General features: G+C 45.2%; 22 protein-coding genes and 1 tRNA gene. 14 read left to right on the top strand and 9 right to left on the bottom strand.

What is annotated here, in order from left to right; translation table 11 throughout:
* Window positions 1-168 precede the first annotated feature (168 nt).
* The 6 genes from flgE to JCM16456_RS03630 form a co-directional block, all read right to left on the bottom strand.
* The gene (flgE, locus tag JCM16456_RS03655; RefSeq protein ID WP_068712472.1) at window positions 169-1473 is read right to left on the bottom strand and encodes a flagellar hook protein FlgE; all 1305 of its coding nucleotides are present in this window, start codon (window positions 1471-1473) and stop codon (window positions 169-171) included.
* 30 nt (window positions 1474-1503) lie between these two features.
* On the bottom strand, window positions 1504-2211 hold the full coding sequence (gene flgD / locus JCM16456_RS03650) for a flagellar hook assembly protein FlgD (RefSeq protein WP_068712470.1): 708 nt from the start codon (window positions 2209-2211) through the stop codon (window positions 1504-1506).
* A gap of 17 nt (window positions 2212-2228) precedes the next feature.
* Entirely contained in the window at window positions 2229-2645 is a 417-nt protein-coding gene (gene flgC / locus JCM16456_RS03645; protein ID WP_068712468.1) for a flagellar basal body rod protein FlgC, read from the bottom strand.
* Window positions 2646-2649: 4 nt separating this feature from the next.
* Window positions 2650-3045, bottom strand: coding sequence for a flagellar basal body rod protein FlgB (flgB, locus tag JCM16456_RS03640; RefSeq protein ID WP_068712466.1), 396 nt, complete (start codon window positions 3043-3045; stop codon window positions 2650-2652).
* A 290-nt stretch (window positions 3046-3335) separates the two neighbouring features.
* Window positions 3336-4163, bottom strand: a complete 828-nt coding sequence (locus JCM16456_RS03635; protein WP_068712464.1) for a CheR family methyltransferase — start codon at window positions 4161-4163, stop codon at window positions 3336-3338.
* A gap of 11 nt (window positions 4164-4174) precedes the next feature.
* Window positions 4175-5101: a chemotaxis protein CheV gene (locus JCM16456_RS03630; protein ID WP_068712462.1), complete on the bottom strand. Its 927-nt coding sequence runs from the start codon at window positions 5099-5101 to the stop codon at window positions 4175-4177.
* A 78-nt stretch (window positions 5102-5179) separates the two neighbouring features.
* Between JCM16456_RS03630 and flgA the strand changes: the two genes are divergently transcribed.
* The 3 genes from flgA to JCM16456_RS03615 all read left to right on the top strand — a co-directional run bounded on the left by flgA (window position 5180) and on the right by JCM16456_RS03615 (window position 6811).
* On the top strand, window positions 5180-5923 hold the full coding sequence (flgA, locus tag JCM16456_RS03625; RefSeq protein ID WP_068712460.1) for a flagellar basal body P-ring formation chaperone FlgA: 744 nt from the start codon (window positions 5180-5182) through the stop codon (window positions 5921-5923).
* 117 nt (window positions 5924-6040) lie between these two features.
* Window positions 6041-6358 (top strand): flagellar biosynthesis anti-sigma factor FlgM, encoded by a 318-nt coding sequence (gene flgM, locus JCM16456_RS03620; RefSeq protein ID WP_068712458.1) that lies wholly within the window; start codon window positions 6041-6043, stop codon window positions 6356-6358.
* A gap of 27 nt (window positions 6359-6385) precedes the next feature.
* Window positions 6386-6811 carry a flagella synthesis protein FlgN gene (locus JCM16456_RS03615; protein WP_068712456.1) on the top strand — a complete coding sequence of 142 codons (426 nt, stop codon included), beginning with the start codon at window positions 6386-6388 and terminating at the stop codon, window positions 6809-6811.
* Between the two features lie 96 nt (window positions 6812-6907).
* Here JCM16456_RS03615 and flgP read toward each other — a convergent pair whose 3' ends face one another.
* Together flgP and JCM16456_RS03605 are read right to left on the bottom strand one after the other, a co-directional pair.
* Complete coding sequence (gene flgP / locus JCM16456_RS03610) at window positions 6908-7342, bottom strand: flagellar assembly lipoprotein FlgP (RefSeq protein ID WP_068712454.1); 435 nt, start codon at window positions 7340-7342, stop codon at window positions 6908-6910.
* Between the two features lie 11 nt (window positions 7343-7353).
* Window positions 7354-7989, bottom strand: a complete 636-nt coding sequence (locus JCM16456_RS03605) for a FlgO family outer membrane protein (protein ID WP_068712452.1) — start codon at window positions 7987-7989, stop codon at window positions 7354-7356.
* Window positions 7990-8153: 164 nt separating this feature from the next.
* On the opposite strand from JCM16456_RS03605, the gene JCM16456_RS03600 reads away from it, so the two are divergent.
* The 9 genes from JCM16456_RS03600 (at window position 8154) to JCM16456_RS03560 (ending at window position 17376) form a co-directional block, all read left to right on the top strand.
* Window positions 8154-9305, top strand: a complete 1152-nt coding sequence (locus JCM16456_RS03600) for a flagella assembly protein FlgT (protein ID WP_068712450.1) — start codon at window positions 8154-8156, stop codon at window positions 9303-9305.
* 133 nt (window positions 9306-9438) lie between these two features.
* Window positions 9439-9514: transfer RNA gene (locus JCM16456_RS03595), tRNA-Arg, on the top strand.
* Window positions 9515-9690: 176 nt separating this feature from the next.
* Entirely contained in the window at window positions 9691-11508 is a 1818-nt protein-coding gene (locus tag JCM16456_RS03590) for an ABC transporter permease (RefSeq protein WP_197655209.1), read from the top strand.
* A 1-nt stretch (window position 11509) separates the two neighbouring features.
* Window positions 11510-12688, top strand: a complete 1179-nt coding sequence (locus JCM16456_RS03585) for an ABC transporter ATP-binding protein (protein WP_082712208.1) — start codon at window positions 11510-11512, stop codon at window positions 12686-12688.
* A 10-nt stretch (window positions 12689-12698) separates the two neighbouring features.
* A complete protein-coding gene (locus JCM16456_RS03580) occupies window positions 12699-13811 on the top strand; it encodes an ABC transporter substrate-binding protein (protein ID WP_068712448.1) in 1113 nt (370 codons plus the stop codon).
* Window positions 13812-13919: 108 nt separating this feature from the next.
* On the top strand, window positions 13920-14720 hold the full coding sequence (locus JCM16456_RS24085) for an inositol monophosphatase family protein (protein WP_068712446.1): 801 nt from the start codon (window positions 13920-13922) through the stop codon (window positions 14718-14720).
* A 12-nt stretch (window positions 14721-14732) separates the two neighbouring features.
* Window positions 14733-15359, top strand: a complete 627-nt coding sequence (locus tag JCM16456_RS24080) for a protein-tyrosine phosphatase family protein (RefSeq protein WP_068712445.1) — start codon at window positions 14733-14735, stop codon at window positions 15357-15359.
* Window positions 15360-15389: 30 nt separating this feature from the next.
* Entirely contained in the window at window positions 15390-16418 is a 1029-nt protein-coding gene (locus JCM16456_RS03565; protein WP_068712443.1) for a LacI family DNA-binding transcriptional regulator, read from the top strand.
* A gap of 451 nt (window positions 16419-16869) precedes the next feature.
* A complete protein-coding gene (locus tag JCM16456_RS03560) occupies window positions 16870-17376 on the top strand; it encodes a Fe3+-citrate ABC transporter substrate-binding protein (RefSeq protein WP_068712441.1) in 507 nt (168 codons plus the stop codon).
* 140 nt (window positions 17377-17516) lie between these two features.
* Here the strand turns inward: JCM16456_RS03560 and gltX are convergent, their stop codons facing one another.
* Window positions 17517-18944, bottom strand: coding sequence for a glutamate--tRNA ligase (gltX, locus tag JCM16456_RS03555; RefSeq protein WP_068712439.1), 1428 nt, complete (start codon window positions 18942-18944; stop codon window positions 17517-17519).
* A 227-nt stretch (window positions 18945-19171) separates the two neighbouring features.
* Between gltX and JCM16456_RS03550 the strand changes: the two genes are divergently transcribed.
* Both JCM16456_RS03550 and JCM16456_RS03545 read left to right on the top strand, forming a co-directional pair.
* The gene (locus tag JCM16456_RS03550) at window positions 19172-21868 is read left to right on the top strand and encodes a heavy metal translocating P-type ATPase (RefSeq protein WP_068712437.1); all 2697 of its coding nucleotides are present in this window, start codon (window positions 19172-19174) and stop codon (window positions 21866-21868) included.
* A 146-nt stretch (window positions 21869-22014) separates the two neighbouring features.
* On the top strand, window positions 22015-22887 hold the full coding sequence (locus tag JCM16456_RS03545; RefSeq protein ID WP_068712435.1) for a TraB/GumN family protein: 873 nt from the start codon (window positions 22015-22017) through the stop codon (window positions 22885-22887).
* Window positions 22888-23002: the final 115 nt, after the last annotated feature.

Here is a 23002-nt window from a genome sequence, read left to right as displayed (position 1 = left end):
CTTGGTCATTAAAGCAATAGATGTGCCATGTTTTATTTATCTATATTATTCAAATAGATAAAAAGAAAAACAACGAAAAAGCAGGAATTAGAAGCAGGAAAGCGGCAAGAGGAAGGCAAAAAGAAGCTGGCGATTGCCGCCAGCTTACCGTGTTTGCCGATCCGATGGTTATCGAATCTGTAGAATGTTTTGTTGCAGTTGGTTATGCACTTCTAGCGCACGAGAGTTCGCTTGGAAGTTACGCTGAGCAGAGATCAAATCCACCAGCTCTTGAGTCATGTCGATGTTAGACTGCTCTAATGAACCGTTTTTAATCGAACCAAACGACCCTTTGTTTGACTCACCCCAGATCTTATCACCAGAGAACTGGGTTGCATCCCATTGGGTACCACTCTTCTTATCCAAACCTTGTTCGTTTGGTACGCGAACCAAACCGACACGACCTAGAGTCACGTTTTCACCGTTAGAATACGTCCCTAAGATACTGCCGTTTTCGTCAAAGTCGATTTTGGTCAAGAAACCTGTCGTCGCACCATCTTCATCAAACTTGGTTAGCTCAAAAGGCGCAGCAAACTGAGTGGCCGCATCGAGGCTAAACGACAACGTTTGAGAACCATCCGCACCATTAAGGTCTAATGGGTCCGTACCACTGCCTAACGGTTGAGATACAATCGGTTGACCGTTATTCAAGCTTGCCAATGTACCATCGTTATTAAACTTCAACGTATGACCAACTTGACCAGACGCGGTGGTTGCATCACCGTTGACGATATTAACGGGTTTTTCACCATTTTTATCGGTTGCGGTGTAATACACCTGCCATGTGTTGGGCTGGGTTTGGTCTTTCAAGTAGTACGTGGTTAACTTATACGCCTGCCCCATAGAGTCATAAATAGTTGATGACGTCGAACGGTTGTATGTTTCTGGATCGGTATAATCAAACAAAGTCGGATCTTTCAAATCACCGTTAGCTGGTAAGTTAACCCCAACAGTGATATTGGCTGTTTGTTTCGGTTTACCAAACTCAGCAGGAATATTCATTGGTTGAGGTTCAAAAGAAAGAACATCACCTGTATCCGGGTTCACTTGATAACCAAGTAAGAACTCATCATTTGCCGTTACCATGTAGTTATTTTTATCTAAATGGAACGCACCGTTACGTGTTAATTCGTTCTGTTGAGGAATCAAACGGTCTTTTGCGACTGCAAAGAAACCCGTACCAGAGACACGTAAGTCCATTGGGTTATTAGTGTAGATACTTGAACCTTCATGGAACTGTTGCGACACCTTCTGCGATTGAACACCACCACCAGGGGTTGTTTTCGCATTAGTGAACAAAGAGTTTGAATACACATCGCCGAACTCAGCACGAGACTCTTTAAAGCCATACGTGTTAGCGTTCGCAATGTTGTTACTCGTGGTATTCAAATCTAACTGAGCAGCGGACAAACCACTTAAAGATACATATGACATTCCAAATTCTCCTATCTGGCTCGTAGCAGATTATGCTTTGCCAACTTCCAGTACTTCAGCAAGTCGAACTGGTGATTCAAAACCAGCCAGATTGAGCAGTACATTACCATTACCTTTGCCGAGTAATACGCTATTCACGTTGGCGTAGGTGGATACATCAAAGTCTTTGCTGGCGCCATCAATTAGGCCTGCCGCTTTTACTTTGTATTTTCCGCCCGGCAATGGATTACCGTTCTGGTCTTTGCCGTCCCAATCAATGCGAGTGTCACCAGTCGATTTGGCGCCTGCATCAAAGGTACGAACAAGCTGACCATGTTCGTCTTCAATACGAATCATCAGGTTATCGACCGACTTTGGCACTTTGACCATTGCCGCCATACCTGCATTATCTTTTTTGAGACCAGCAGCTCCCGGTACTAAAACATCACGACCGACCAGAGATGATGCCTGTAAAGCCTGATTTGAGGTCATTGATGAGTTGAGGCTTTCGAACTGTTTGTTCATTTTGCCAATCCCATCAACCGTCGCAAATGAAGCCATTTGAGCAATCATCTGATCATTGCTGACCGGCTTAAAAGGATCTTGTTGAGACAATTGCTTAGTCAGCAAAGATAAGAAATCTTCCTGTTTCAGATTTTTCTTACCCGTTGCTTCGTCTGGCTTTTTGTTCTCTTGCAGACTCTTCAGCTGATCAACATAGGACAAGCCGCTTTGACCAACGTTGTTGACTCCGGCCATACGCTACCCCCTTATCCTCATTGACCCATCTGCAGCGTACGCAGCAGCATCTGTTTACTTGCATCTGCCACCTGCACATTCGTTTGATATGCACGGGAAGCAGAGATCATGTTAGCCATTTCTTCCATCACGTTGACATTTGGTTTGTAGATATAACCATCGGCATTCGCGAGAGGGTGATCAGGATTATACTCAGCCACTAAGGGTTTATTACTTTCCACAATTCCCATAACTTTGACTGGTACATTCGGATCGTTACGGTAACGTGCTTTGCTTAATTCAGCGCCGAACACAGCATGACGCGCTTTATAAGTGTCTTTCGCTGAGCTGCTAACACTGTCTGCGTTTGCTAAGTTACTTGAGGTAGTATTTAGACGCACCGACTCAGCACTCATAGCAGAACCAGTCACATTGAATACACTAAATAAGCCCATCTACTTACTCCCCTTTAATCGCTTTAGTTAAGCCTTTAAACTTGCCCCCTAAAAAATCAAGGGAAGCTTGATGTCTCAATTGGTTTTGCATAAACAAATTACGCTCCAAATCCACATCAACTGTATTACCGTCACCAGTATCGGGTTGTGTTGGAGTGCGGTAAAGCACCTCACCCGCTACTGTCTTAGAGGCAGGAATATGCCGACCATTGGTAAGGTCAAGACTAATACTTGCCCCCGAACTTGCCGCCTGCAATGCCTTTTGAAAGTCCATTCCCTTTGCTTTATACCCAGGAGTATCGGCTTGAGCAATGTTGGTTGCAATCAACTCAGCATTACGCTCACGCACGCCCACCGTGTATTGGTGAATCCCTAGAGCTTTGTCAAAAGAAATAGCCATGTTTGCCTCTATATTCAGAACTGACCGTCTTGTTGAAAGTTTTGCAATTAGCGTACCAACTTTTTAATTGCCGGCTAATTACGTGATAATGGATTAACTCATCGAAGATAAAGCAATAAGCGCACCATATAGTTTGGAATGTCACTTTTATGTATATAACAAAAAGCAAGGAATTGGTATGTTAGATAGGAAGAGAGTTGCCGCGTGCAAAAGGAAAGGGATGCGGCAAAAGAAAGCCCGGCAAGGTGCCGGGCTTAGGAATAGTTTGCCAAACATTTACCAAACTATGGCTATTTCAACTTGTAGATAATGCCAGGGTTACAACGAACCATTTCAAAACGATCCGTTAAACCAGTCAAGGATTCAGATGCACCAAGTAATAAGTAACCGCCAGGATTTAAGCAACTGGCCATTTGGTTAAGCACCTTAGACTTCATGTCAGCAGAGAAGTAGATCAGCACATTACGACAGAAAATGATGTCAAATTTACCCAGTAGGCTATAACTTTCCATCAAGTTTTGAGGACGGAAGTTGACTAGACGTTTCACATTGTCTTTCACTTTCATTTTGCCATCGCCAGCGTCTTCAAAAAAAGTTCGGCGACGCTCAGGTGATAAACCACGCCCCAAGGCCAAATTGTCATACACACCAGCGCGACACATATCGAGCATAGTGGAGGATATATCGGTTGCAGTGATCGAAACGTTTGGCAAAAAACCAGGGCGCTTCTGCTGCACTTCAAGGATGGTCATTGCCATTGAGTAGGGTTCTTGACCTGACGAGCTGGCAGCTGACCAAATTTTAATTGGACGTTTATTGGCTGCCATTTCCGGCAAAAGACGATCAGCAAGTACTTGAAATGGGTAAGTATCACGAAACCATAATGTTTCGTTGGTTGTCATTGCATCCACTGCTGCAACGCGCAAATCGCGATTGCGACCAGACACCACATCACGCAGCAGATCTGAAAGAGAACCACACTTATACTTAGTTACCAAAGGGCTTAAACGGCTACGAACAAGATATTGCTTGCTGTCACCTAAGACAATGCCACACTGGGATTCTAAGAACCGACAAAATTCACGATATTCTTGATCGCTTATAGTTATAGCAGTCATTCATTTCTCTTTTATTTTATTAGTGCAGTTTTCACCGCATTACCAAGCTCATCGGGGTTGAACTTAGCGATAAAGGAATTCGCCCCAACTCGTTCCACCATGGCTTGATTAAACACCCCACTCAATGATGAGTGCAGAATAACGTAGAGATCTTTAAGACCACTGTCACGACGAATTTCGGCGGTCAGAGTATATCCATCCATCTCAGGCATTTCGATATCCGAAATCACGAGTGAAATTTGATCATAGACACTGCCCTCTTCCGCCATTGCGCGAAGCTTCTCATAAGCATCCTTACCATCTTTAGCTAGGATACACTCGAAACCAATAGATTCAATAGCTCGCTGAACTTGTTTTCGAGCAACTGTCGAATCATCAGCAATTAATATACGTCGCACGATCTCTTTTTCAGCTTCTGCTGATGCGATTTCTTCACCAATGCTTTTATCCATCGCTTCATCAATGGGCGCAATTTCAGCAAGAATTTTCTCAACGTCAATAATTTCAACAAGTTCATTATCGATGTTGGTTACCGCTGTAAGATAGTTTGATTTACCAGCACCATCTGGTGGGGGCAAAATAGCCTCCCAATGCATGTTGATAATGCGCTCAACAGAACTGACCAAGAAGGCTTGAATTGTGCGGTTAAATTCGGCTATGACGACAAAGCTTTTGGTGACATCTGGCGTTGGTCGACCTCCAACCGCCAAACTTAAATCGATTACCGATACTGTTTGCCCTCGAATATGGGCGACCCCCTTAACCAAGCGGTGCAAGTTAGGCATCGCTGTCAATTTAGGGCATTGGAGAACTTCCTTAACTTTAAAGACGTTAATCCCATAACGTTGCCGACCATTTAAACGGAACGTCAATAATTCTAATCGGTTTTGACCGACGAGTTGCGTACGCTGATTCACTGAATCAAGGATACCCGTCATAAGCTAATCTCCATCTCTAACTTTTGTCCTAAAAAGTGATAGTCTACTAAAGGCTATAAAGAAACCAGAGAACCAAATATGCTCATGAAAAAGCGTAATCAATCACATATCCAATCTAAGTGTAGAGCTTTCTGTAAGATATTTTACAACCCTATCGGCTTTTTATTGCTTTTCTTTAGCGTTAATGTGCACTGCGCGACACCTGAACAAATAAAATTAATTCAAGAAGCTGCTGAACATCACGTTCTCAACACAGCAGAAAAACCGGTCGGAAGTGAAGTGGAAGCACAAGCGTCGGATATTGATCCTCGTGTATATGCTACCCAATGTCCAGAACCATTAAAAACATCGGCATCATCACATAATGGTTCCGCCAGCTATATTACGGTTCTGGTCGAATGCACCGCTGATGATTGGAAAATTTATGTCCCCGTAAAACTGACACTCACTGTTCCTCTGGTCACGGCTGCATCACCGCTCACCAGAGGCCAAATCATCACTTCCCAAAATATTAGTATAAGTATGGTAAATCTGCTGCGTTTTAGGCGGCAAGGATTTTCCTCTGCGAAAATGGTTGAAGGGGCAAAACTAAAACGCAATGTCTCTTTAGGAGGCGTTATCACCACCAATGACATCTGTTTTGTATGTCGCAGTGAAAAGGTCATTATTCGCGCTCAATCTGCAGGGATGAGCATAACAACCAAAGGCACAGCCTTGTCTGACGGGATACTTGGTGATCAGATAAAGGTGAAAAATGATAAATCTAACCGTATAATTGATGCAAAAGTAAGCGGAATCGGTGAAGTGATGGTACAGTTCTAGCTTAAGATCTCATCACTAGACAAATTATTTACTGGACAAGTAATAAAAGCGCTAAAGTATTCGTTACAGCAGTCGATACTGATATTAACAGTTTTACATTGATTAAAGGCTCAATTTATGGCAGGCATTGATAACATCCGTTCAGGGCAATCGTTATCAACAACGAATCGTTCTCTGAACCGTTCAGACAGCAATGTATCTTCCAGCAGTTCGAAAGAGGCTCGCAGCACGAGTCAACCTAAGGACGCAGTATCGCTTAGCTCGCAAAGCCGAGCGCTTGGAGAGATGCAAAATGACATGGCAAGCAAACCAAGCTTTGATAGCGCTAAGGTAGCCGCAATTAAAGAAGCCATTGCCAATGGCTCTTATGTGGTTGACGCTGATAAGCTGGCGGATAACATGATCAAGTTCGAAAAAGAACTTGGTGGTTTTTAGCCGCCACTTCGATAGAGAGAATAGGCTATGGCAGCTCTAAAAGACTTAGTCGAGTTTCAGTTACAAAATGCGCAGGGCTTAACTGAGCTCCTTGAACACGAGAAAATCGCGATTACATCGCGCGTGTCTGTGGATATCGAAACCCTCGCTAAGCAAAAACTCACTTTAATTTCTCAATTGCAACAAACCGATCAACGAATTGCCACTCATCCTCATGTTTCGAGCCTAACAGAGGATCAGTACTTACACGATCTCGTTGAGCAAATTCGTGCAATTGTTGCCGACTGTCAACAAGCCAATATGATTAATGGTGAAGCTTTAAATCGTGCTCAGTTAAGCTTTAACAAGCTAAACAACCTTATGCAGCAAAGTCTGGGTAAAACAGGCATGACTTACAATGCGACCGGACAAACACGCAGTGTTTCAACACTAGGCACCAATATAAAAGCATAGATCTTGTATGCTTTGGTAGTTACTTGGGTATAAAAAGTATTCAAGCATAAAAAAGCGGCTAAAAGCCGCTTTTTTATTGAGTGATGAAGAGAGAATTTAGAATAAGGTTTGCTGGCGTCTTTCCGGCACTTGTTGTACCTCGCCATAATCGCGCAATCTTTCCATCTTACGAATATCTAATCGCAATTCAGTTACATAGCTATCACCAACTTTATAGCTACGTACCACTTCAGCTCCGCGGATAACCCCATCGACTGCACCTGAGGTTCTCTCTAACCCTAAGCGTTGATCTTGCATTTCGGCACGACCACTCACGCGCATGCCATAAACTTGCTCTGCTAATTCACGATAAGCATCCACTTTCGATGCACGCATCGCACGAATTTGCCGCTCATGATCATCACGACCTTTTTGCTCACTAATCGTGGCATAGCCAACCGCAGTCAAAAAATCATCAGCACGCATGGCGACCAAAGGTTGGCATCCTGATAAAAAGAGTACCGTAACAATAAAACAAACAAACGTTTTCATGTGGGCCTCTCTTAATGACGCAAAATGATCGTATGACGCTCAGAAATAGATGGGTCAGAGCGAATTAAAATGCCATCTTGGCTACGCATAATATTGAGCGTATCCAAATCACGACCAATACGGTCTGCTGGCAAGAAACCTTGAGCTGTAGCAACCACCACTCGAGATTGTAAACCAATCACACGAGCATTGACCAATACGCCACCTTCTTGACGCAGCATTGTGCCTGTTAGCACAAATTGAATATCTTGTTCTTTCGACAACTCTTTCCAATCTCGACTAAAAGCAAAGTCGCCTTGATTGGTTACCTGAATGGAACCCGTTGTTTTAAAATCGACAACCTTAAATCCACGTTGTTGTAATTGATTAATAAACCCTTCTGATACGGTATTACCCAACCAGTTGGTAGAATCCAAATTTTGCAGGTCGACAAATGATGTTACCGCAATTGGAGTACGTGCCGTCACACTGGTATTCGATTTCACCAAATCATCCGTCATACTTTCTACAAAGTAGTTCAACGTATGTTGTGGGCTCGACATCAACATAAATTGCGACCCACTATACGGCTCTTTACCGTTATAAATGGGCGCATACGCACATGCGGTTAAAAACATCGCAGGTACGAGAGGAAGCCACTTTTTCATTCTCTTCATCTCCATTCATCACTCAAGTAGTAAGAGCCGTTTTCTCTCAATCGTAAAACTGGAACGCTCTTTGCTTTTCTAAATGTGTTAACTCATTCAAAATAGCCTGGTCTACATCAGCTACGATATGAAAAGCAAAATTTATACCTGACTGGTAAATTACGATGAAAAAAATTATATTTCCATTAATATCAATGGCTTCTTTATTTGCATTTGCATCACCAGCAAATGCAGCGTGGTATGAAGTCACAGGAACGGCATCGATTGTATCCTCCACAGACAGCGCTCGCCTTCACGCTTTAGAAGATGCCGTCTACAAAGCCGTGGATTTTGCCGGAGGAGATATCGGCAATATTAGTAATATTACCGCCCTACTCAGTACCGATCGTAGAGAATACCAGTTCACCAACAATGAGATACGTTATATCGAGGTAGAGCAAGCTCGTAGCTATGGCAATGAAATGCGTGTAAAAATACGAATTGATATCTACCCTTCGGCAACAGGTTGCCACATCGGCCAATATAAAAAGACCCTATTGTTCAGTAAAATTGATATTGCCTCTCAACAACAAGCGGTTATGGGTCAAATTTATGACTTAGGCACAGACTTCTCTAAAATACTAAGCCGCCAGTTTGAGCTCGACTCACACAGCTTTGTTTCGCTAGGACAAACGCCTTACGCCATTAATGATAATACACCGCAACGAGTAGAAATGATCGCTCAAGACACTGGTGCACAATATATTATTCACGGTGAAATCACCGACCTCAGTGCAACCATTATGCAAAGCAACTTAAGCCAATACAGCATCAATCGTCAATTTGCTTTGGATATGAAAGTATATGACGGTAAAACAGGCAGTAGTGTGATGGAGAAAACCTATCGTGAAGAGGCTATTTGGCCATTTGATAGGACCAGCCAAGTAGATACCAGCACATCACGCTTTTGGACCTCAAGCTATGGAGAAATGCTGCGAAGAGTTAGCCGTAATATTATGTTGGACATGGAGTCAAAAATGGCGTGCAAGATGACGTTACCAGAAGTGGTGGCACGTTTTGACAACACGGTGTCCATTAGCTTAGGTCGTATACATGGCGTACACGAAGGTGACAAATTAGTCCTATGGCATACGGGGTCTTTCATTGATCAACGTGGCATTCCACGCGCCAAAGTGAGTCGTAGTGATGTCACTCTTACCGTATCTCGAGTTTATGACCATGACGCCGAAGCAAAAATTGATCAACCAGATCTGGCGTCGAGTGTTCAAATTGGCGATGTAATGAATAAAGTACTCACCGATAATTTTAGTAATTAGAAAGACCCTTATTTTTGCGCCTTACGTACAAGGCGCTCAATAAAGATGGGTATTCTGCACAAATTACAATCAGTTAAAGTACAACCAGGTTCACCAATAAAAAAAATTGGTATACAATCCTCGTCCACAATTTGTCCCCTTAGTTCAGCTGGATAGAACAAGGACCTCCTAAGTCTTAGACGTGAGTTCGAATCTCGCAGGGGACGCCAAAATTAAAAAAGCAGCCGTTGTGCTGCTTTTTTAATGCCTGAGCACCGTAAATGTTAATAAAAAGATCCAAGATGACAGTTTGATGAAGCTTTGCACGTAGGTGCAAAATCGTCACTGGACTGTCACAGTCCATTTCTATATTACCGCCATACCTTTTGACAATAAGGGATGGATCTTGGAACCTTTACTTGCACAGCAACCTTCACTGTGGCGTTCATTAAACCGTAAATTGACCTTAGCTCGTCACGAACCCGCCAATATTCTTGGCCTGATCTTGGCGCTGTTTTTTGCTTATCTTATTTTGGCACCGGTTCTTTCCATATTGACCGACTCCTTCATTGTGCAAGTCGGTGATAGCACACGTGTGCACTCCCCCGAAGGTAGTGTGACAAACTATTATCTAATTCGTACACTGATGTCACGCATGTCTGAGTTACTGCTTTGGACACCGCTAGCCCATACCATCACTATCGCCTTAACCACCGTTGTTCTCGCAGTTCTACTTGGTGTTACCCTGGCTTGGTTAGTTAACCGTACCGATATGGCAGGAAGAAAATGGTTCGCTAATGCCCTGGTTGTCCCGTTCATGCTGCCTACTTGGACCTTCGCTTTAGCTTGGACCACTATTTTCAAAAACCGCACTATCGGTGGTCAGCCGGGATGGTTAGAAGCGATGGGTATTCATACCCCAAACTGGCTCGCTTATGGCTATTTTCCTATCGTGGTCATTCTAGTGATTCACTATACGCCATTGGTGATTCTAATCGTCGGCAATGCCCTACGTCGCCTCGATGGTCAGCTCGAAGATTGTGCGCGCATCCTTGGTGCCAAGCCCAACAAAATAGCTTTAGCGATCATTTTGCCCCTCGTACGTCCTGCTTTGCTTTCCTCTGCTCTTTTGATTTTTGCCGACTGCATTGGCGAGTTTGCTGTTCCTTATATTTTAGGTTTGCCAGTACGGTACGACACATTAGCCACAGGCCTATATCGCGCACTCGACTCTCGCCAAACCGGAGTTGCCGCAGTGATTGCCGGTGTCATTATGCTCATCGGTATCATCACTTTATTAATTGATACCCGCATGATGAAAGAAGCACGCCGGTTCGTTACTGTCGGTGGCAAAGGTAGCCAAAATCGAGTTCGAGCATTAGGTCAGTGGCGCTTTTCTGCAGCAACGATTGCCTCGGTGTTTGTTGCTATTGGCGTAGTCATCCCCCTCATCACTCTGTTTTTATCCACCGTGATGATTTTGCCAGGTCGATTTACTTGGGAGAATTTCACCCTTGATTACTGGATCGGCCAAAACCTCGATACCATTGCGATGAAAAGTGGCATTTTGCTTGCGCCTGAATTTTGGCAAGCGGCATGGAATACCTTATCAATTGTGGGAATTGCCTCACTGTGTTCCGGCTTATTAGGATTGTTAGTCGGCTACGCTGTACTTCGCGTCAATATTCGTTGGGTCAGTCAGTTTTTACGTCAAATAACCTTTATGCCTTATTTGGTTCCCGGTATCGCCTTTGCCGCTGCATTTTTATCGCTTTTTGCTGTCGCCCGCGGCCCCATTCCGGCCTTATATGGAACTCCTATTTTGCTCATCATTGCTTTAGTGGCAGAGAAAATGCCCTTTGCCAGCCGCTCAGGCATTGCCGCCATGACCCAACTCGGCAAAGAAGCAGAAGAAGCAGCACGTATTGCAGGAGCAGGTTGGTTTACCCGCTTAACTCGCATTGTCATTCCGATTCAAGCAGGTCCTCTGATGACAGGGATCCTATTGCCATTCATTTCCGGCATTAAAGGCGTGAGTCTATTCATTATTTTGGCAATCCCCGCGACCGATGTATTAACCACCTATTCATTGCGCCTTATCGATTACAACTACGAACAAGCAGCTAATGCTGTGGTCTTGATGATCGCACTGCTGGCTTGGTCTGGCACTGTGCTAATCCAAAAGATCTCAGGTACGGGGTTAGCACAAGGATTGGAGAGCTAATATGCCAACTATTACCCTATCAAAACTCGTGAAGCAGTATTCTGGTAGCCAAAGTGCCGCTGTAAAAGGCATTGATTTAACCGTACAAGACGGTGAGTTCATGTGTTTACTTGGTCCATCGGGCTGTGGCAAAACCACCATGCTACGCATGATTGCAGGCATCGAAAGCGCTTCTGGTGGCGCCATCCAAATTGGTGAACAAATAGTAGACTCCGTCAGTGATGCGCAATTTGTGCCACCAGAACACCGTGGCATTGGCTTAGTCTTCCAAAGCTATGCACTCTGGCCACATATGACCGTTGAGCGCAATGTGGATTTTGGTTTACGGCTGCAAAAAGTCCCAACAGAAGAGCGGCAACGACGCTGCCAAGAGGTGATAGAAAAACTGCGCATCGCACAATATGCCAAACGTTATCCTTCACAACTCTCTGGTGGCCAGCAGCAACGTGTTGCTCTGGCCCGCATGCTCGCAGTCAACCCTAAAGTCCTACTCCTTGATGAGCCACTGTCCAATTTGGACGCGTCTTTACGGTTAGAGATGCGAGCAGAGCTGCGCCGTATTCATGAAACCTTCGGCACAACCATTGTGTTCGTCAGTCATGACCAATGGGAAGCGATGACGCTCGCAACACGCATTGCTGTCATGAGTGAAGGCGAGATTCAACAAGTGGGAACACCCGATGAGATCTACGCACAACCTGCCAATCCATTTGTTGCGCAGTTTATCGGTAACCCTCGCATTAATTGGCTTGAACCCCATACGTTTTGCCAAAGTGAATTAGGTCACTACCTAGCCCCTTTAATGGTGCACCAAGATAACTTAGTCAAATTGGGCGTACGACCTGAGTCGATTATCATCAACGACGATCCAAATGGCTTTTCAGCGACGGTAACCAATATTATTCCTACGGGGGGAAGCTGGGTGATTGAGCTGCAAACAGGCAATGTCATTTTAAGTCATTCCACACAAATAATGCCCCGCTGGACAGTAAATCAAGTCGTGCGTTGCCAACTTCCTATCGATGCGCTGCACGGTTTCGATGCCCAAGGAACCCGCTTAAATTTACTGTCAGCACAAACCAGCGGTTATCAAGTGGCTTCTTGTTGTTCATATTCAAACAGAGAAACACCCCATCAACCATCAATTGCTAGCTCGTCTTCTCCGACGTTGCAACTATAGGATTATCTCGATGAAACAGACAGTTACTCGCCAATTAGTGACTCTGCCATTACTGCTTGGCTGTGTGGGTTCAGCAATTGCTGCAGACTCACTCAACGTATCGAAACTGATTGAGGCTGCCCAGCATGAAGCACCAATTACCGTGTACGACTCTACCGGCAAAATCCTCAAACAAGCCAAAGCATTTAGCGAAAAATATGGTGTAAAAGCGATTGGCATAAAAGCAAAAGCACCACAAATATTGGAAATCATTTCCCGCGAAGCACAAGCAGGAAATGTGAAAGCGGATGTGGCTTTTCTGTCAGATGCACCAGCAGCAACTCAACAACTGCTGGCGAAAGGCTATGTGTACAGTTGGACGCCAGCAGATTTAAAAAACCACATTGACGCGACCTACCAAAATCCTTTGACTGTGGTACTGGCACCTAACGTGTGGGCTTACAACACTGCGCAATACAGTGAATGTCCAATCACCAACATCTGGCAGCTAACTGAGCCTAAATGGCGAGGCAAAGTAACCATGCAAGACCCGCTCGGTAAACCCTCTTATACCGACTGGTTTAACCAAATGGCAACGCATTATGACCAACAAGTTGCTGCCGCTTATCAGCAAGAGTTTGGTAGACCACTGCAAACCGATGAGAGCTCAGCAACCGCCGCTTTTGTTCAAGCACTCGCAGAAAATGGGCCGCTTTTGACTCATTCTGATAGCGACTCCGCTCAAGCAATTGGTGCTCCCGATGTGAAACAAAGTTTTGTGGGTCTTATCAGCACAGCAAAGTTTCGTAATAACAAAGATGGCATGAAGTTGGGTCTTTGCCATGGTCTTAAGCCTTTTGCTGGCTGGAGCTACCCAAGCTTAGGTTTAATAGCCAAAGGGACGCATAGCCCAAATGCGGCCAAGTTGTTTATTCACTACATGCTGACATCGGAAGGCATCGCACCGCAAGGCGTTGATGGCAAGATGTCGACCAATAATCAAGTGGATTTGCCACATAACGAACCATCGGGTATTGCCAACTACCGCCAAGAAATTATGGGTTACCAGACATCTTCAGCTAAGAGCGACTGGCAAAGCCGTCAAGATTGGCAAGACCTATGGAACTTGAGTTACCACAAGTAATCTTGTGTTCATCGTAATACGGATGAGGAGCGTATCCCTAAATCACCTCATCGATTTATACAACATTAGCGAATGTACCGCAGGCACTTCGCTATTAGGACAACACCATTGAATCAAGCGTTAGAACTGCGTGAGGCCGCATTAAAAACTCATATCGTAAAAGCAGGTTTGCTGGCATTAAGTCATTTTCACCAACGATCACCTGAAGAGTTTACGCTAAAAGGCAAACAAGACTTTTTAACCGAAGCCGATGGCTTGGTCGAACATTACTTAAACGACGTGATCCACCAGCAATTTCCTCTCGACGGTATTTTTGGTGAAGAGACAGGCGGTTTTGATGAACAATGCGAATACCTGTGGGTAATTGACCCGATTGACGGTACCGCAAACTATGCTCGTGGCATCGGCCACTTTTGTGTCTCCATCGCCATTGTCTCTGAGGGACAAACTGAACTGGGGGCAATTTATAACCCAGTAACCGAAGAGCTTTATATCGCCAGAAAAGGTCAGTACGCCCGCAAAAATCAGCGACCGCTCCACGTATCTCAGACCCATTCTCTCGATAGCACATCCTTTGAATTGGGCTGGTCAAAACGCGTGCCGCAAAGTCGTTATCTGGATGTGGTCAAAAATCTCCTCGATTTAGGGGCTAATATCCGCCGCGGCGCTTCAGGTGCTCTTGCTCTGGCATGGGTAGCGGAAGGGAGAACCGATGGTTACGCCGAGCTGCACATGAACGCCTGGGATTGTCTGGCTGGATTGCTCCTTGTTCGAGAAGCGGGTGGTTACACCGGCAGCTATCCAGAAGATTACGCTGCGATTAAACAAGGGGGAGCCATTTTCGCCGCTACCCCAGATGTTGCAGTAGCCCTATCTCAAGCCGTTGAGATTCCAATTCAATTTAACTAACTCGGTAGATTTATGAACCTAGAGAACCCCCACCAACCTGCACCACAATATCCTCGTCCCCCGATCAGTTTGATTGAAAATGACATTCCACACTGGCATGTCAATATCTATATCGGTGGTTCGGAAGGCACAGCAAATGTCGCACTATTGAAAGAATTCGATATTAAAATCGTACTCAATTGCGCGGTCAACTTGGATATTGATTGGGTAACAGAGCGCGATGGAAAATGGAGTGAAGCCGCGAATTCGTTTGGCTCAGGCCCTGTTCGCTATTACAAACTCGGCCTTATTGACGGACCGGGAAACAGTGCTGAAATGCTCCTAGCTGGCTACTACCTGATGCGCTCAGCACTGGCTCAACAAATCCCCAATAAACCGTCATACAAAAACCGTGAGTTGGGCAATATCTTGGTTAATTGCCGCGGTGGACGCAGCCGTTCCGTGACCATTGTTGCACTGTTTTTACATCTGGAAATACCAGAGAAATACCCAACACTGGATGCCGCTATCGCACATATTCGCACAACCCGAGAGCTTCATCCTGATGAATGGTATGAGACACCTAAACCTGAACTGAAAAACCTCGCAGAACAAGCGGTAAAAATGCATAACTTACTGCGAACACAGCAATTGATTTAATTGATAACACCACATTGAGTAGATACCCCTATGAAAGCGTCTGTCCCCAAAACGATACCCAAAACCATGGCTAGTGCCGCTGAAGTGGCCAAACTTGCCGGCGTTTCGCGCTCTGCTGTATCACGCACCTTCACTCCTGGAGCCAGTGTTTCAACCCAAACTCGCGAAAAGGTACTCGCAGCGGCAAAGACGCTTAATTATCACGTGAATCATCTCGCCCGCAGTCTCTCGAAAGATTCGAGCCGCCCGGTGTGTATTTTAGGCGCCAACTTAAACGCTCCCTTTCAAGCCAGTCTTCTCGATATTTTGACCCAAAATCTACAGCGTGCGGGTAAAGCCGTTATGGTGATCAATACCGCCGGTGGACGCGAAAGCACCAATGAATCACTCAGTCAAACGCTTAACTACCGCGCTTTTGCTACCATCGTTCTCTCTGGTACTCCCGATAATGAGTATGTGCAAACCTGTATCGATAGTGGTCAACACGTTATTTTGATCAACCGTGGTCATCAGTTTGCAGGTGCCGATCACTTTGTGATTGATTACGAGTCGATCATGGCTGACGCTCATTATTTGTTTAATGAAGCGGGATGTCAGAAGTTAGCCGTTATTTCCTCAACTAACCAATCACCAAGCTTGCTGGCGCGTGAACGCTTTTTTATTCAGGCTGCCGAAGAGCATCAACACAGTTGCTCCTTACTAAGAGTCGGTCCAACTGCGTATCAAACTGGTGTGGAAGCCGCCCGCCAATTACTCTCTGGTCGACAACGCCCCGATGGCGTCTTTTGTGTAACGGACTTGATTGCCTGCGGTTTTATGGATGTAGCCAGACAAGAATTTGCTCTGAAAATTCCAGAAGACATTTGTGTTATCGGCTTCGATGACATTGAACAAGCCAGTTGGCATAGCTATCAACTCACCACCTTTAAGCAACCTTTAGAAGAGATGGCACAAGCCATAGTCAAGCGACTCGTGGCATTGTCGCCAGAAACACCACCAGAAACCTACACCTTTTTAGCACGGTCGCAATGGCGCAAAAGCGTACGACCTAAACCTTAATCTGCCTTATATCAGCAGTGTAGTGAGGTAACCATAAGCGCGATGCGAAACATTGACCATTTTTTATACCCAAGTGACCTCAAAATACCGTTTCAGTATTTTAAGGTGATTCGGGTATATGCCAACTCACTGCACAACTTTAATGACCGCTAGCATTCAAACACAAATGTTATTGAACCCACTTCACAGAAGCCTGAACATATTGTTCAGGCTTCGCTTATTCTCGCATTGTCCTGACTTAACTCTGATTTAATTCCGTTACTTTGCTTTGGTTGATGATAAAAAATCAACTCATTTGGCCACTCTATAGGTAGTTATACAACACGCGTTGGATGCCGCGTGCGAGAGAGAAACCGTCACAAGATTTACTGTACTCAAAAATACCTATAGGGAAATGAACATCCCAAACTGAGCACAGTACTGTCAACGTCGAGTAGCGATAGAAGAGAACATGAAGAAGAGTAATTTGGAAACCAATACCGGCCATCGCTTTATTTCTAAAGCCAAAACCGCGTATAAAATCCACATTCATACCCCAGAAGATAATGTGTTACACCGCTCTGTTGGTTACATTCGTATAGGTGAAAAACGCGGATTACAAAAAGCCATTCGCATGCGCAATGAACTGGGTTCTGAAATGTGGGGCAAACACTGGAGACGTATTCTGAAAGATCCTTATCTCATGACTCGTCTACCTCATAGTTTAGAACCGAAAATCATCTATAAACCGAGACCTACTCTCGAAAACCCAGATTGCAGAGACGCCTGTTATATAGCAGCATGGCGCCACTATGATGCTAAAGGACAATGCACCTTTAAGAGCGTAGTGTGTTCGATTAACAAACATGGCAAGTTAGCCGCTTACAGTAAAACGAAGAAAGCCTTACTTGAGGCACATAAAGAGTATTTAGATATTCTGATTTACATGGGGCGTTTAAACAGTATCGATCTGAAATAGCTATTACTAAATGCCCCCTCTTTAATACAAGATATCCAATAAAACATAGCCCCGACTCTTTGTGCTTTTCTTCTTTCAAAAAAACGCAGCGATACAATCGCTGCGTTTTCTTGACTTACCTTTTATTTATCGAAAATCGCTTATTGCGCGTTTGCTTCGCGTTGTTCGATAAATTCAATTGCCATCTTGATACGAGCAATCACACGCTCTTTACCAATCAGCTGCATGGTTGCATCTACTGAAGGTGATTGGCCTGCGCCAGTCACAGCAACACGCAGTGGCATACCTACTTTACCCATGCCCACTTCTAGTTCAGCACATACTGCTTCAATCACACCGTGTAGGCTCTCAGCAGTCCATTCCGTTAGCGCTTCAATTTTGCTTAGCGCAAGAGCTAGCGGCTCTTTCGCTACGCCACGAAGGTGTTTTTTCGCTGCAGCTGCATCGAACTCAGAGAAGTCTTCGTAGAAGTAACGAGATTGAGATGCAAGCTCAACCAACGTATGAGCACGTTCACCCATTAGCGCAACAAGATCTGTCAGTGCAGGACCGTTGTCTTTGTTGATACCTTGGTGTTCGAAATGCCATTCTAGGTGACTTGCCACGTATTCAGGCGCAAGCGTTTTGATGTAATGGTTGTTCAACCAAAGTAGTTTTTCAGTATTAAATGCTGATGCTGATTTAGAAATGGCATTTAGGCTGAAGAACTCGATCATCTCTTCTTTAGTGAAGATTTCTTGGTCGCCATGGCCCCAACCTAGACGTACTAGGTAGTTGATTAGTGCTTCAGGCAAGTAACCTTCATCGCGGTATTGCATAACCGAAACCGCGCCGTGACGTTTAGACAATTTCGCACCGTCATCACCAAGAATCATTGCACAGTGAGCGAAAGTAGGAACTTCAGCACCAAGTGCTTTATAGATGTTGATTTGACGAGGTGTGTTGTTGATGTGGTCTTCACCACGAATTACGTGTGTGATACCCATATCCCAGTCATCAACCACAACACAGAAGTTATAGGTTGGTGAACCGTCAGTACGACGGATGATCAAGTCATCCAATACGCTGTTTGAGAATTCGATACGACCACGGATTTGATCATCAAATACAACAGAACCTTCCGTTGGGTTACGGAAACGGATACAGCAAGGATCGCCCTCTTTTGCTGCTTCGTTTACTGCTTTAATTTTTGGATGGTTTGCATCGTAACGAACCAGTTCTTTGTTCGCTTCTTGCTCTGCACGAACCTCATCAAGCAATTCTTTTGATGCATAACATTTGTACGCTTTGCCTTCTGCAAGCAGTTGGTCAACAACTTCGTTGTAACGATCAAAACGTTTAGTTTGGTAGTAAGGACCCTCATCCCAATCCAAACCAAGCCAAGTCATGCCCTCAAGAATCGCATCTACTGCTTCTTGAGTAGAACGTTCTAGGTCAGTGTCTTCGATACGCAAAACAAATTCACCACCTTGGTTTTTAGCATACAACCAAGAGTACAGTGCCGTACGAGCACCACCGACATGAAGAAAGCCTGTTGGGCTTGGAGCAAAACGAGTTTTAACCGTCATTATGAATTACCTTTGTCAGAAGCTTGCGCTAAATCGACAGCGTAAGCGAAATTTGCGCGGTATTCTATCACTGTGGGGATATTAACGACAATTATCGTTTGGCTCTAATATCAATATCTTCCCGATTATCTTGTTCATATGAACCATATTTGCCATCTTTTCCCCTTGACCTTACCTTTAGGGGAAGGTTTATGCTTAGCACCATCTAAGCTTTGGAGGGCTAATTTATGAGCCATTATGCTTTACCACTCACCGGTCTTCATTGCATGGGGTGCGCGCGCAGTTTAGAGCGTCAACTCAATGAAGATTTCACAGTTACCATTAAAGAACTCACCCCGACTTATATCGATTTCGAGGCGGATGCATCATTAGATCAAGTACTTGATAGCGTTGAAGCCGTTGGGTTTGCCGCAGGTCACCATTATGAATTTGGCCTAGAAGGTCTGCATTGTGGTGGCTGCGTCAATAAACTCACCACGCATTTACAGGAAGCACACAACATTGCTCGCTTAGAGGTTACCAAAGAGCATCTTTCGCTGGTTACTTCCCTTTCTCCTCAAGAGATTGAGCAAAAGGTCGCAGAGGTTGGCTTTAAAGCAATTGCAGCCAATGACGATATCGCAACATCAGAACCAACCAGTAATGACGTGACTACAGAGGAGACCCCCTCTACAAAACAGCAACAAGCTAGCACGCTTCTTGAAAAAGACGTTCACACGCATCTCCTAGTTAAGGGGATGAGCTGTGCTAGCTGTGTCTCTTCCGTTGAAAAAGCCCTGCTCTCAGTAGAGGGGGTACAACGTGCTCAAGTTAACTTAGCGGAACAAAGCGCGTTGGTGATTGCCAATAAAAGTCTGGCTCAAGAGTTAATTCAAGCGGTGACCGATGCCGGTTATCAAGCAGAATGGGTCGACGACCCTGCGTTGCAACAAGAAAAGCAGCAACAACAGCTAGAGACGGTTAAAAAGGAACACTTACGTAGCGCCATCATGGGCTTAGTGGTCGGTGTACCTTTAATGCTGTGGGGCGTTTTGGGTGGTGACATGGCGATTCAAACCACCACGCAACAGATGAGCTGGGGCATAGTGGGCGTTATCTGTCTAGCGCTTCTCGCAACCGCTGGTCGTCACTTTTACACTAGTGCTTGGAAGTCATTAACTCACGGGCGCGCGACCATGGATACCTTAGTCGCGCTCGGAACCGGTGTTGCTTGGCTCTATTCTATTTTTGTTGTGATTCTGCCAAGCGCATTTCCCGATGCCGCTCGCCACGTTTACTTCGAAGCAAGTGCAATGATCATCGGTTTAATTTCTCTTGGTCATTACATTGAAGCAAAAGCCAAGGCGCGTACCACTCAATCGCTGCAAGCGTTAATTAACCTTCAGCCACAACAAGCGACATTGATTACCGAACAAGGGGATCAAACCATAGCGGTCGAGCAGATCCAACAAGGTATGCAATTGCGTATCAAACCGGGTGAAAAAGTGGCCGTGGATGGTAAGGTAGTCAGCGGGGATTCCTATGTGGATGAATCAATGCTTACCGGAGAACCAATCCCTAATCATAAATTTGTTGGGGAAACGGTGTCAGCAGGAACCATTAACCAAGATGGCTCACTCGTCATTGAAACAACCGGTATTGGTGCGCAAACTATGTTGTCGCGCATTATTCAGTTGGTTCGCCAAGCGCAAAGCAGTAAACCCGCTTTAGCTAAGTTGGCAGATAAGATCTCATCGGTGTTTGTTCCTGTGGTTGTCGCCATTGCAATTGTTACTGCGTTAGTTTGGTACTTAGTTGGGCCAGAGCCTAAAATCAGCTACATGTTAGTCGCGGCCACCACGGTGCTCATTATTGCTTGTCCTTGCGCGCTCGGTTTAGCGACACCGCTGTCCGTCACTGTAGGTGTGGGCAAAGCAGCCGAACTGGGTATTTTGATCAAAGATGCCGATGTGCTGCAAAGTGCCAGCAAAATAGACACAGTGGTGTTTGATAAAACCGGCACCTTGACTCAGGGACGCCCCACCATTCAATCAATTGATCCATTAACTATGAGTGCTGATGAGCTGCTCACTTTAGCGTATGCCTTGGAGCAACACTCCGAGCACCCACTAGCCAAAGCAGTTTGCCTGCATGCCAAAGAGCAAAATCTTAATGCCCCAGAGGTAACCGACTTTGCTAACCAACGCGGCAAAGGCCTAAAAGGTCACATTGACGGGCATACAATCACGGTAGGCTCAATTGGCTACTTGCAAACCAGCAACGTGGACTTAGCCCCCTTAGCCGACGTACTAAACCGTTATAGAGCGCAAGCTTGGAGCCCGGTTGTGATCGCAAGCGATGGCAAGGTCATCGGCGCTATCGCCATTGCCGATCCATTAAAAGAGAGTGCAATTAGCGCCATCAACACGCTCAATCGTATGGGCATCCACACGGTGATGTTAACCGGTGACCAAAGCTCTGTTGCAAACGCTATCGCGAAAGAGATCGGGATCAACCAAGTCATAGCTCAAGTACTACCAGATCAAAAAGCGCAACATATTGCCAAGCTACAACAAGAGGGACGCACTGTTGCAATGGCTGGTGATGGGATTAATGATGCGCCCGCATTGGCTCAGGCAGATATTGGTATCGCAATGGGATCTGGCAGTGACGTTGCAATAGAAAGTGCTCAAATGACGCTGCTCAATTCGTCACCACTGGCGATTGCTGACGCCATTGAGTTATCTAAGGCCACCGTTAAAAACATCAAACAAAACCTAATGGGTGCATTTGTTTACAATACGTTGGGTATACCTATTGCTGCGGGGGTTCTCTACCCTGCTTTTGGTTTTATGCTCAACCCAGTGATTGCCGGTGCGGCAATGGCACTCTCCTCAATTACGGTGGTGAGCAATGCCAACCGCTTACGCTTGTTTAAGCGATAAACTCAGTAGCTAACACTCGCAACGAGCAATACAGCGCAGACATTCAGTTCTGCGCTTTTTTGTCTGTGGTGTCTCTGGTTAATACTTTAAATCTACAACGAAAACCTCTACAGTAAATCCAAGCCAATACTGGAGATCTCAATTCTATGCCGTTGAATTTACGTGTACTTGCTGGCGTTCTCGCGCTGTTTACTACAGTAACTAAAGCAGAACCTTTGTACTGGCAAGTAAGCCGAGGAGATTTAAACCTCTATGTTATCGGCTCAGTGCATGTTGGTACTCCATCCATGTATCCTTTACCTAAAATCATTACTGATACCCTAACCCAAGGTTCAGGATTAATCGTTGAAACCGATACCCGCAACACCAACGGAGTAACATATCCACCACAAACCGTTAAGACCAAAGATATTCTCAATAAAAAGCAGTTAACACAGCTCTCTACAATGGCGAAAAGCTTGGGGTTGAATTCTGATCGATACCGCGAGATGGCACCATGGGCAACAGCCATTGCTCTGCAAAATGATCATTTAAGCCAACTGGGTTACCATTCAGGAAATGGGGTCGATACTCGGATGCTTAGCCAAGCGACCCAGCACAACATTCCTGTGATTGGCCTTGAGAAATTACAATTTCAAATTGACCTACTCACTCAACAGCCTGATGACGGGAAAGAGCTTTTACTCGGCATGCTCAAAGAGTGGAAAAGCAGTGAAACCACTATGCAATGCTTAATTCAGAGCTGGAAAGCGGGCGATGAAAATAATTTGATGCGTTTTGCTGAAGCAGATGGCATGTCAGCACAAATGCGTGATGATGTGGTGGATAAACGTAATCTCGATTGGGCCAATAAGCTCAGTTCAACCAGCTTTTATCCCGATTCCCAAGGCAATTATGTGATGGTCGTTGGTGTGCTGCATTTAATTGGGCCAAATAATGTGTTAGATCTGATGGAAAAGCAGGGGTTTTCGGTGACAAGGCTTAATCAAGCTAAAGCTGCAGACTGCGATTTTGAGTAGAAGACTCGGAAAATATCGCGAAGACAGTAACTTCCGTGCGCGCTAGCTCCCTCCCCAGCCCTCCCTCTAAAGAAGGAGGGGGCCAGATCGAGATCGTTGCGGTAAATGCGCACAA

Origin of the sequence: Vibrio tritonius (genome assembly GCF_001547935.1) — a bacterium.
Classification (GTDB): domain Bacteria; phylum Pseudomonadota; class Gammaproteobacteria; order Enterobacterales; family Vibrionaceae; genus Vibrio; species Vibrio tritonius.
The sequence above is the reverse complement of the archived record's forward strand: the minus strand, read 5'-3'. Positions and strand labels throughout refer to the sequence as shown.

Bases quoted from the DNA above. Each gene is read 5' to 3' on its own strand.
- flgE (WP_068712472.1), bottom strand. From the start codon at position 1,473: ATGTCATATGTATCTTTAAGTGGTTTGTCCGCTGCTCAGTTAGATTTG.
- flgD (WP_068712470.1), bottom strand. From the start codon at position 2,211: ATGGCCGGAGTCAACAACGTTGGTCAAAGCGGCTTGTCCTATGTTGAT.
- flgC (WP_068712468.1), bottom strand. From the start codon at position 2,645: ATGGGCTTATTTAGTGTATTCAATGTGACTGGTTCTGCTATGAGTGCT.
- flgB (WP_068712466.1), bottom strand. From the start codon at position 3,045: ATGGCTATTTCTTTTGACAAAGCTCTAGGGATTCACCAATACACGGTG.
- JCM16456_RS03635 (WP_068712464.1), bottom strand. From the start codon at position 4,163: ATGACTGCTATAACTATAAGCGATCAAGAATATCGTGAATTTTGTCGG.
- JCM16456_RS03630 (WP_068712462.1), bottom strand. From the start codon at position 5,101: ATGACGGGTATCCTTGATTCAGTGAATCAGCGTACGCAACTCGTCGGT.
- flgA (WP_068712460.1), top strand. From the start codon at position 5,180: ATGCTCATGAAAAAGCGTAATCAATCACATATCCAATCTAAGTGTAGA.
- flgM (WP_068712458.1), top strand. From the start codon at position 6,041: ATGGCAGGCATTGATAACATCCGTTCAGGGCAATCGTTATCAACAACG.
- JCM16456_RS03615 (WP_068712456.1), top strand. From the start codon at position 6,386: ATGGCAGCTCTAAAAGACTTAGTCGAGTTTCAGTTACAAAATGCGCAG.
- flgP (WP_068712454.1), bottom strand. From the start codon at position 7,342: ATGAAAACGTTTGTTTGTTTTATTGTTACGGTACTCTTTTTATCAGGA.
- JCM16456_RS03605 (WP_068712452.1), bottom strand. From the start codon at position 7,989: ATGAAAAAGTGGCTTCCTCTCGTACCTGCGATGTTTTTAACCGCATGT.
- JCM16456_RS03600 (WP_068712450.1), top strand. From the start codon at position 8,154: ATGAAAAAAATTATATTTCCATTAATATCAATGGCTTCTTTATTTGCA.
- JCM16456_RS03585 (WP_082712208.1), top strand. From the start codon at position 11,510: ATGCCAACTATTACCCTATCAAAACTCGTGAAGCAGTATTCTGGTAGC.
- JCM16456_RS03580 (WP_068712448.1), top strand. From the start codon at position 12,699: ATGAAACAGACAGTTACTCGCCAATTAGTGACTCTGCCATTACTGCTT.
- JCM16456_RS24080 (WP_068712445.1), top strand. From the start codon at position 14,733: ATGAACCTAGAGAACCCCCACCAACCTGCACCACAATATCCTCGTCCC.
- JCM16456_RS03565 (WP_068712443.1), top strand. From the start codon at position 15,390: ATGAAAGCGTCTGTCCCCAAAACGATACCCAAAACCATGGCTAGTGCC.
- JCM16456_RS03560 (WP_068712441.1), top strand. From the start codon at position 16,870: ATGAAGAAGAGTAATTTGGAAACCAATACCGGCCATCGCTTTATTTCT.
- gltX (WP_068712439.1), bottom strand. From the start codon at position 18,944: ATGACGGTTAAAACTCGTTTTGCTCCAAGCCCAACAGGCTTTCTTCAT.
- JCM16456_RS03550 (WP_068712437.1), top strand. From the start codon at position 19,172: ATGAGCCATTATGCTTTACCACTCACCGGTCTTCATTGCATGGGGTGC.
- JCM16456_RS03545 (WP_068712435.1), top strand. From the start codon at position 22,015: ATGCCGTTGAATTTACGTGTACTTGCTGGCGTTCTCGCGCTGTTTACT.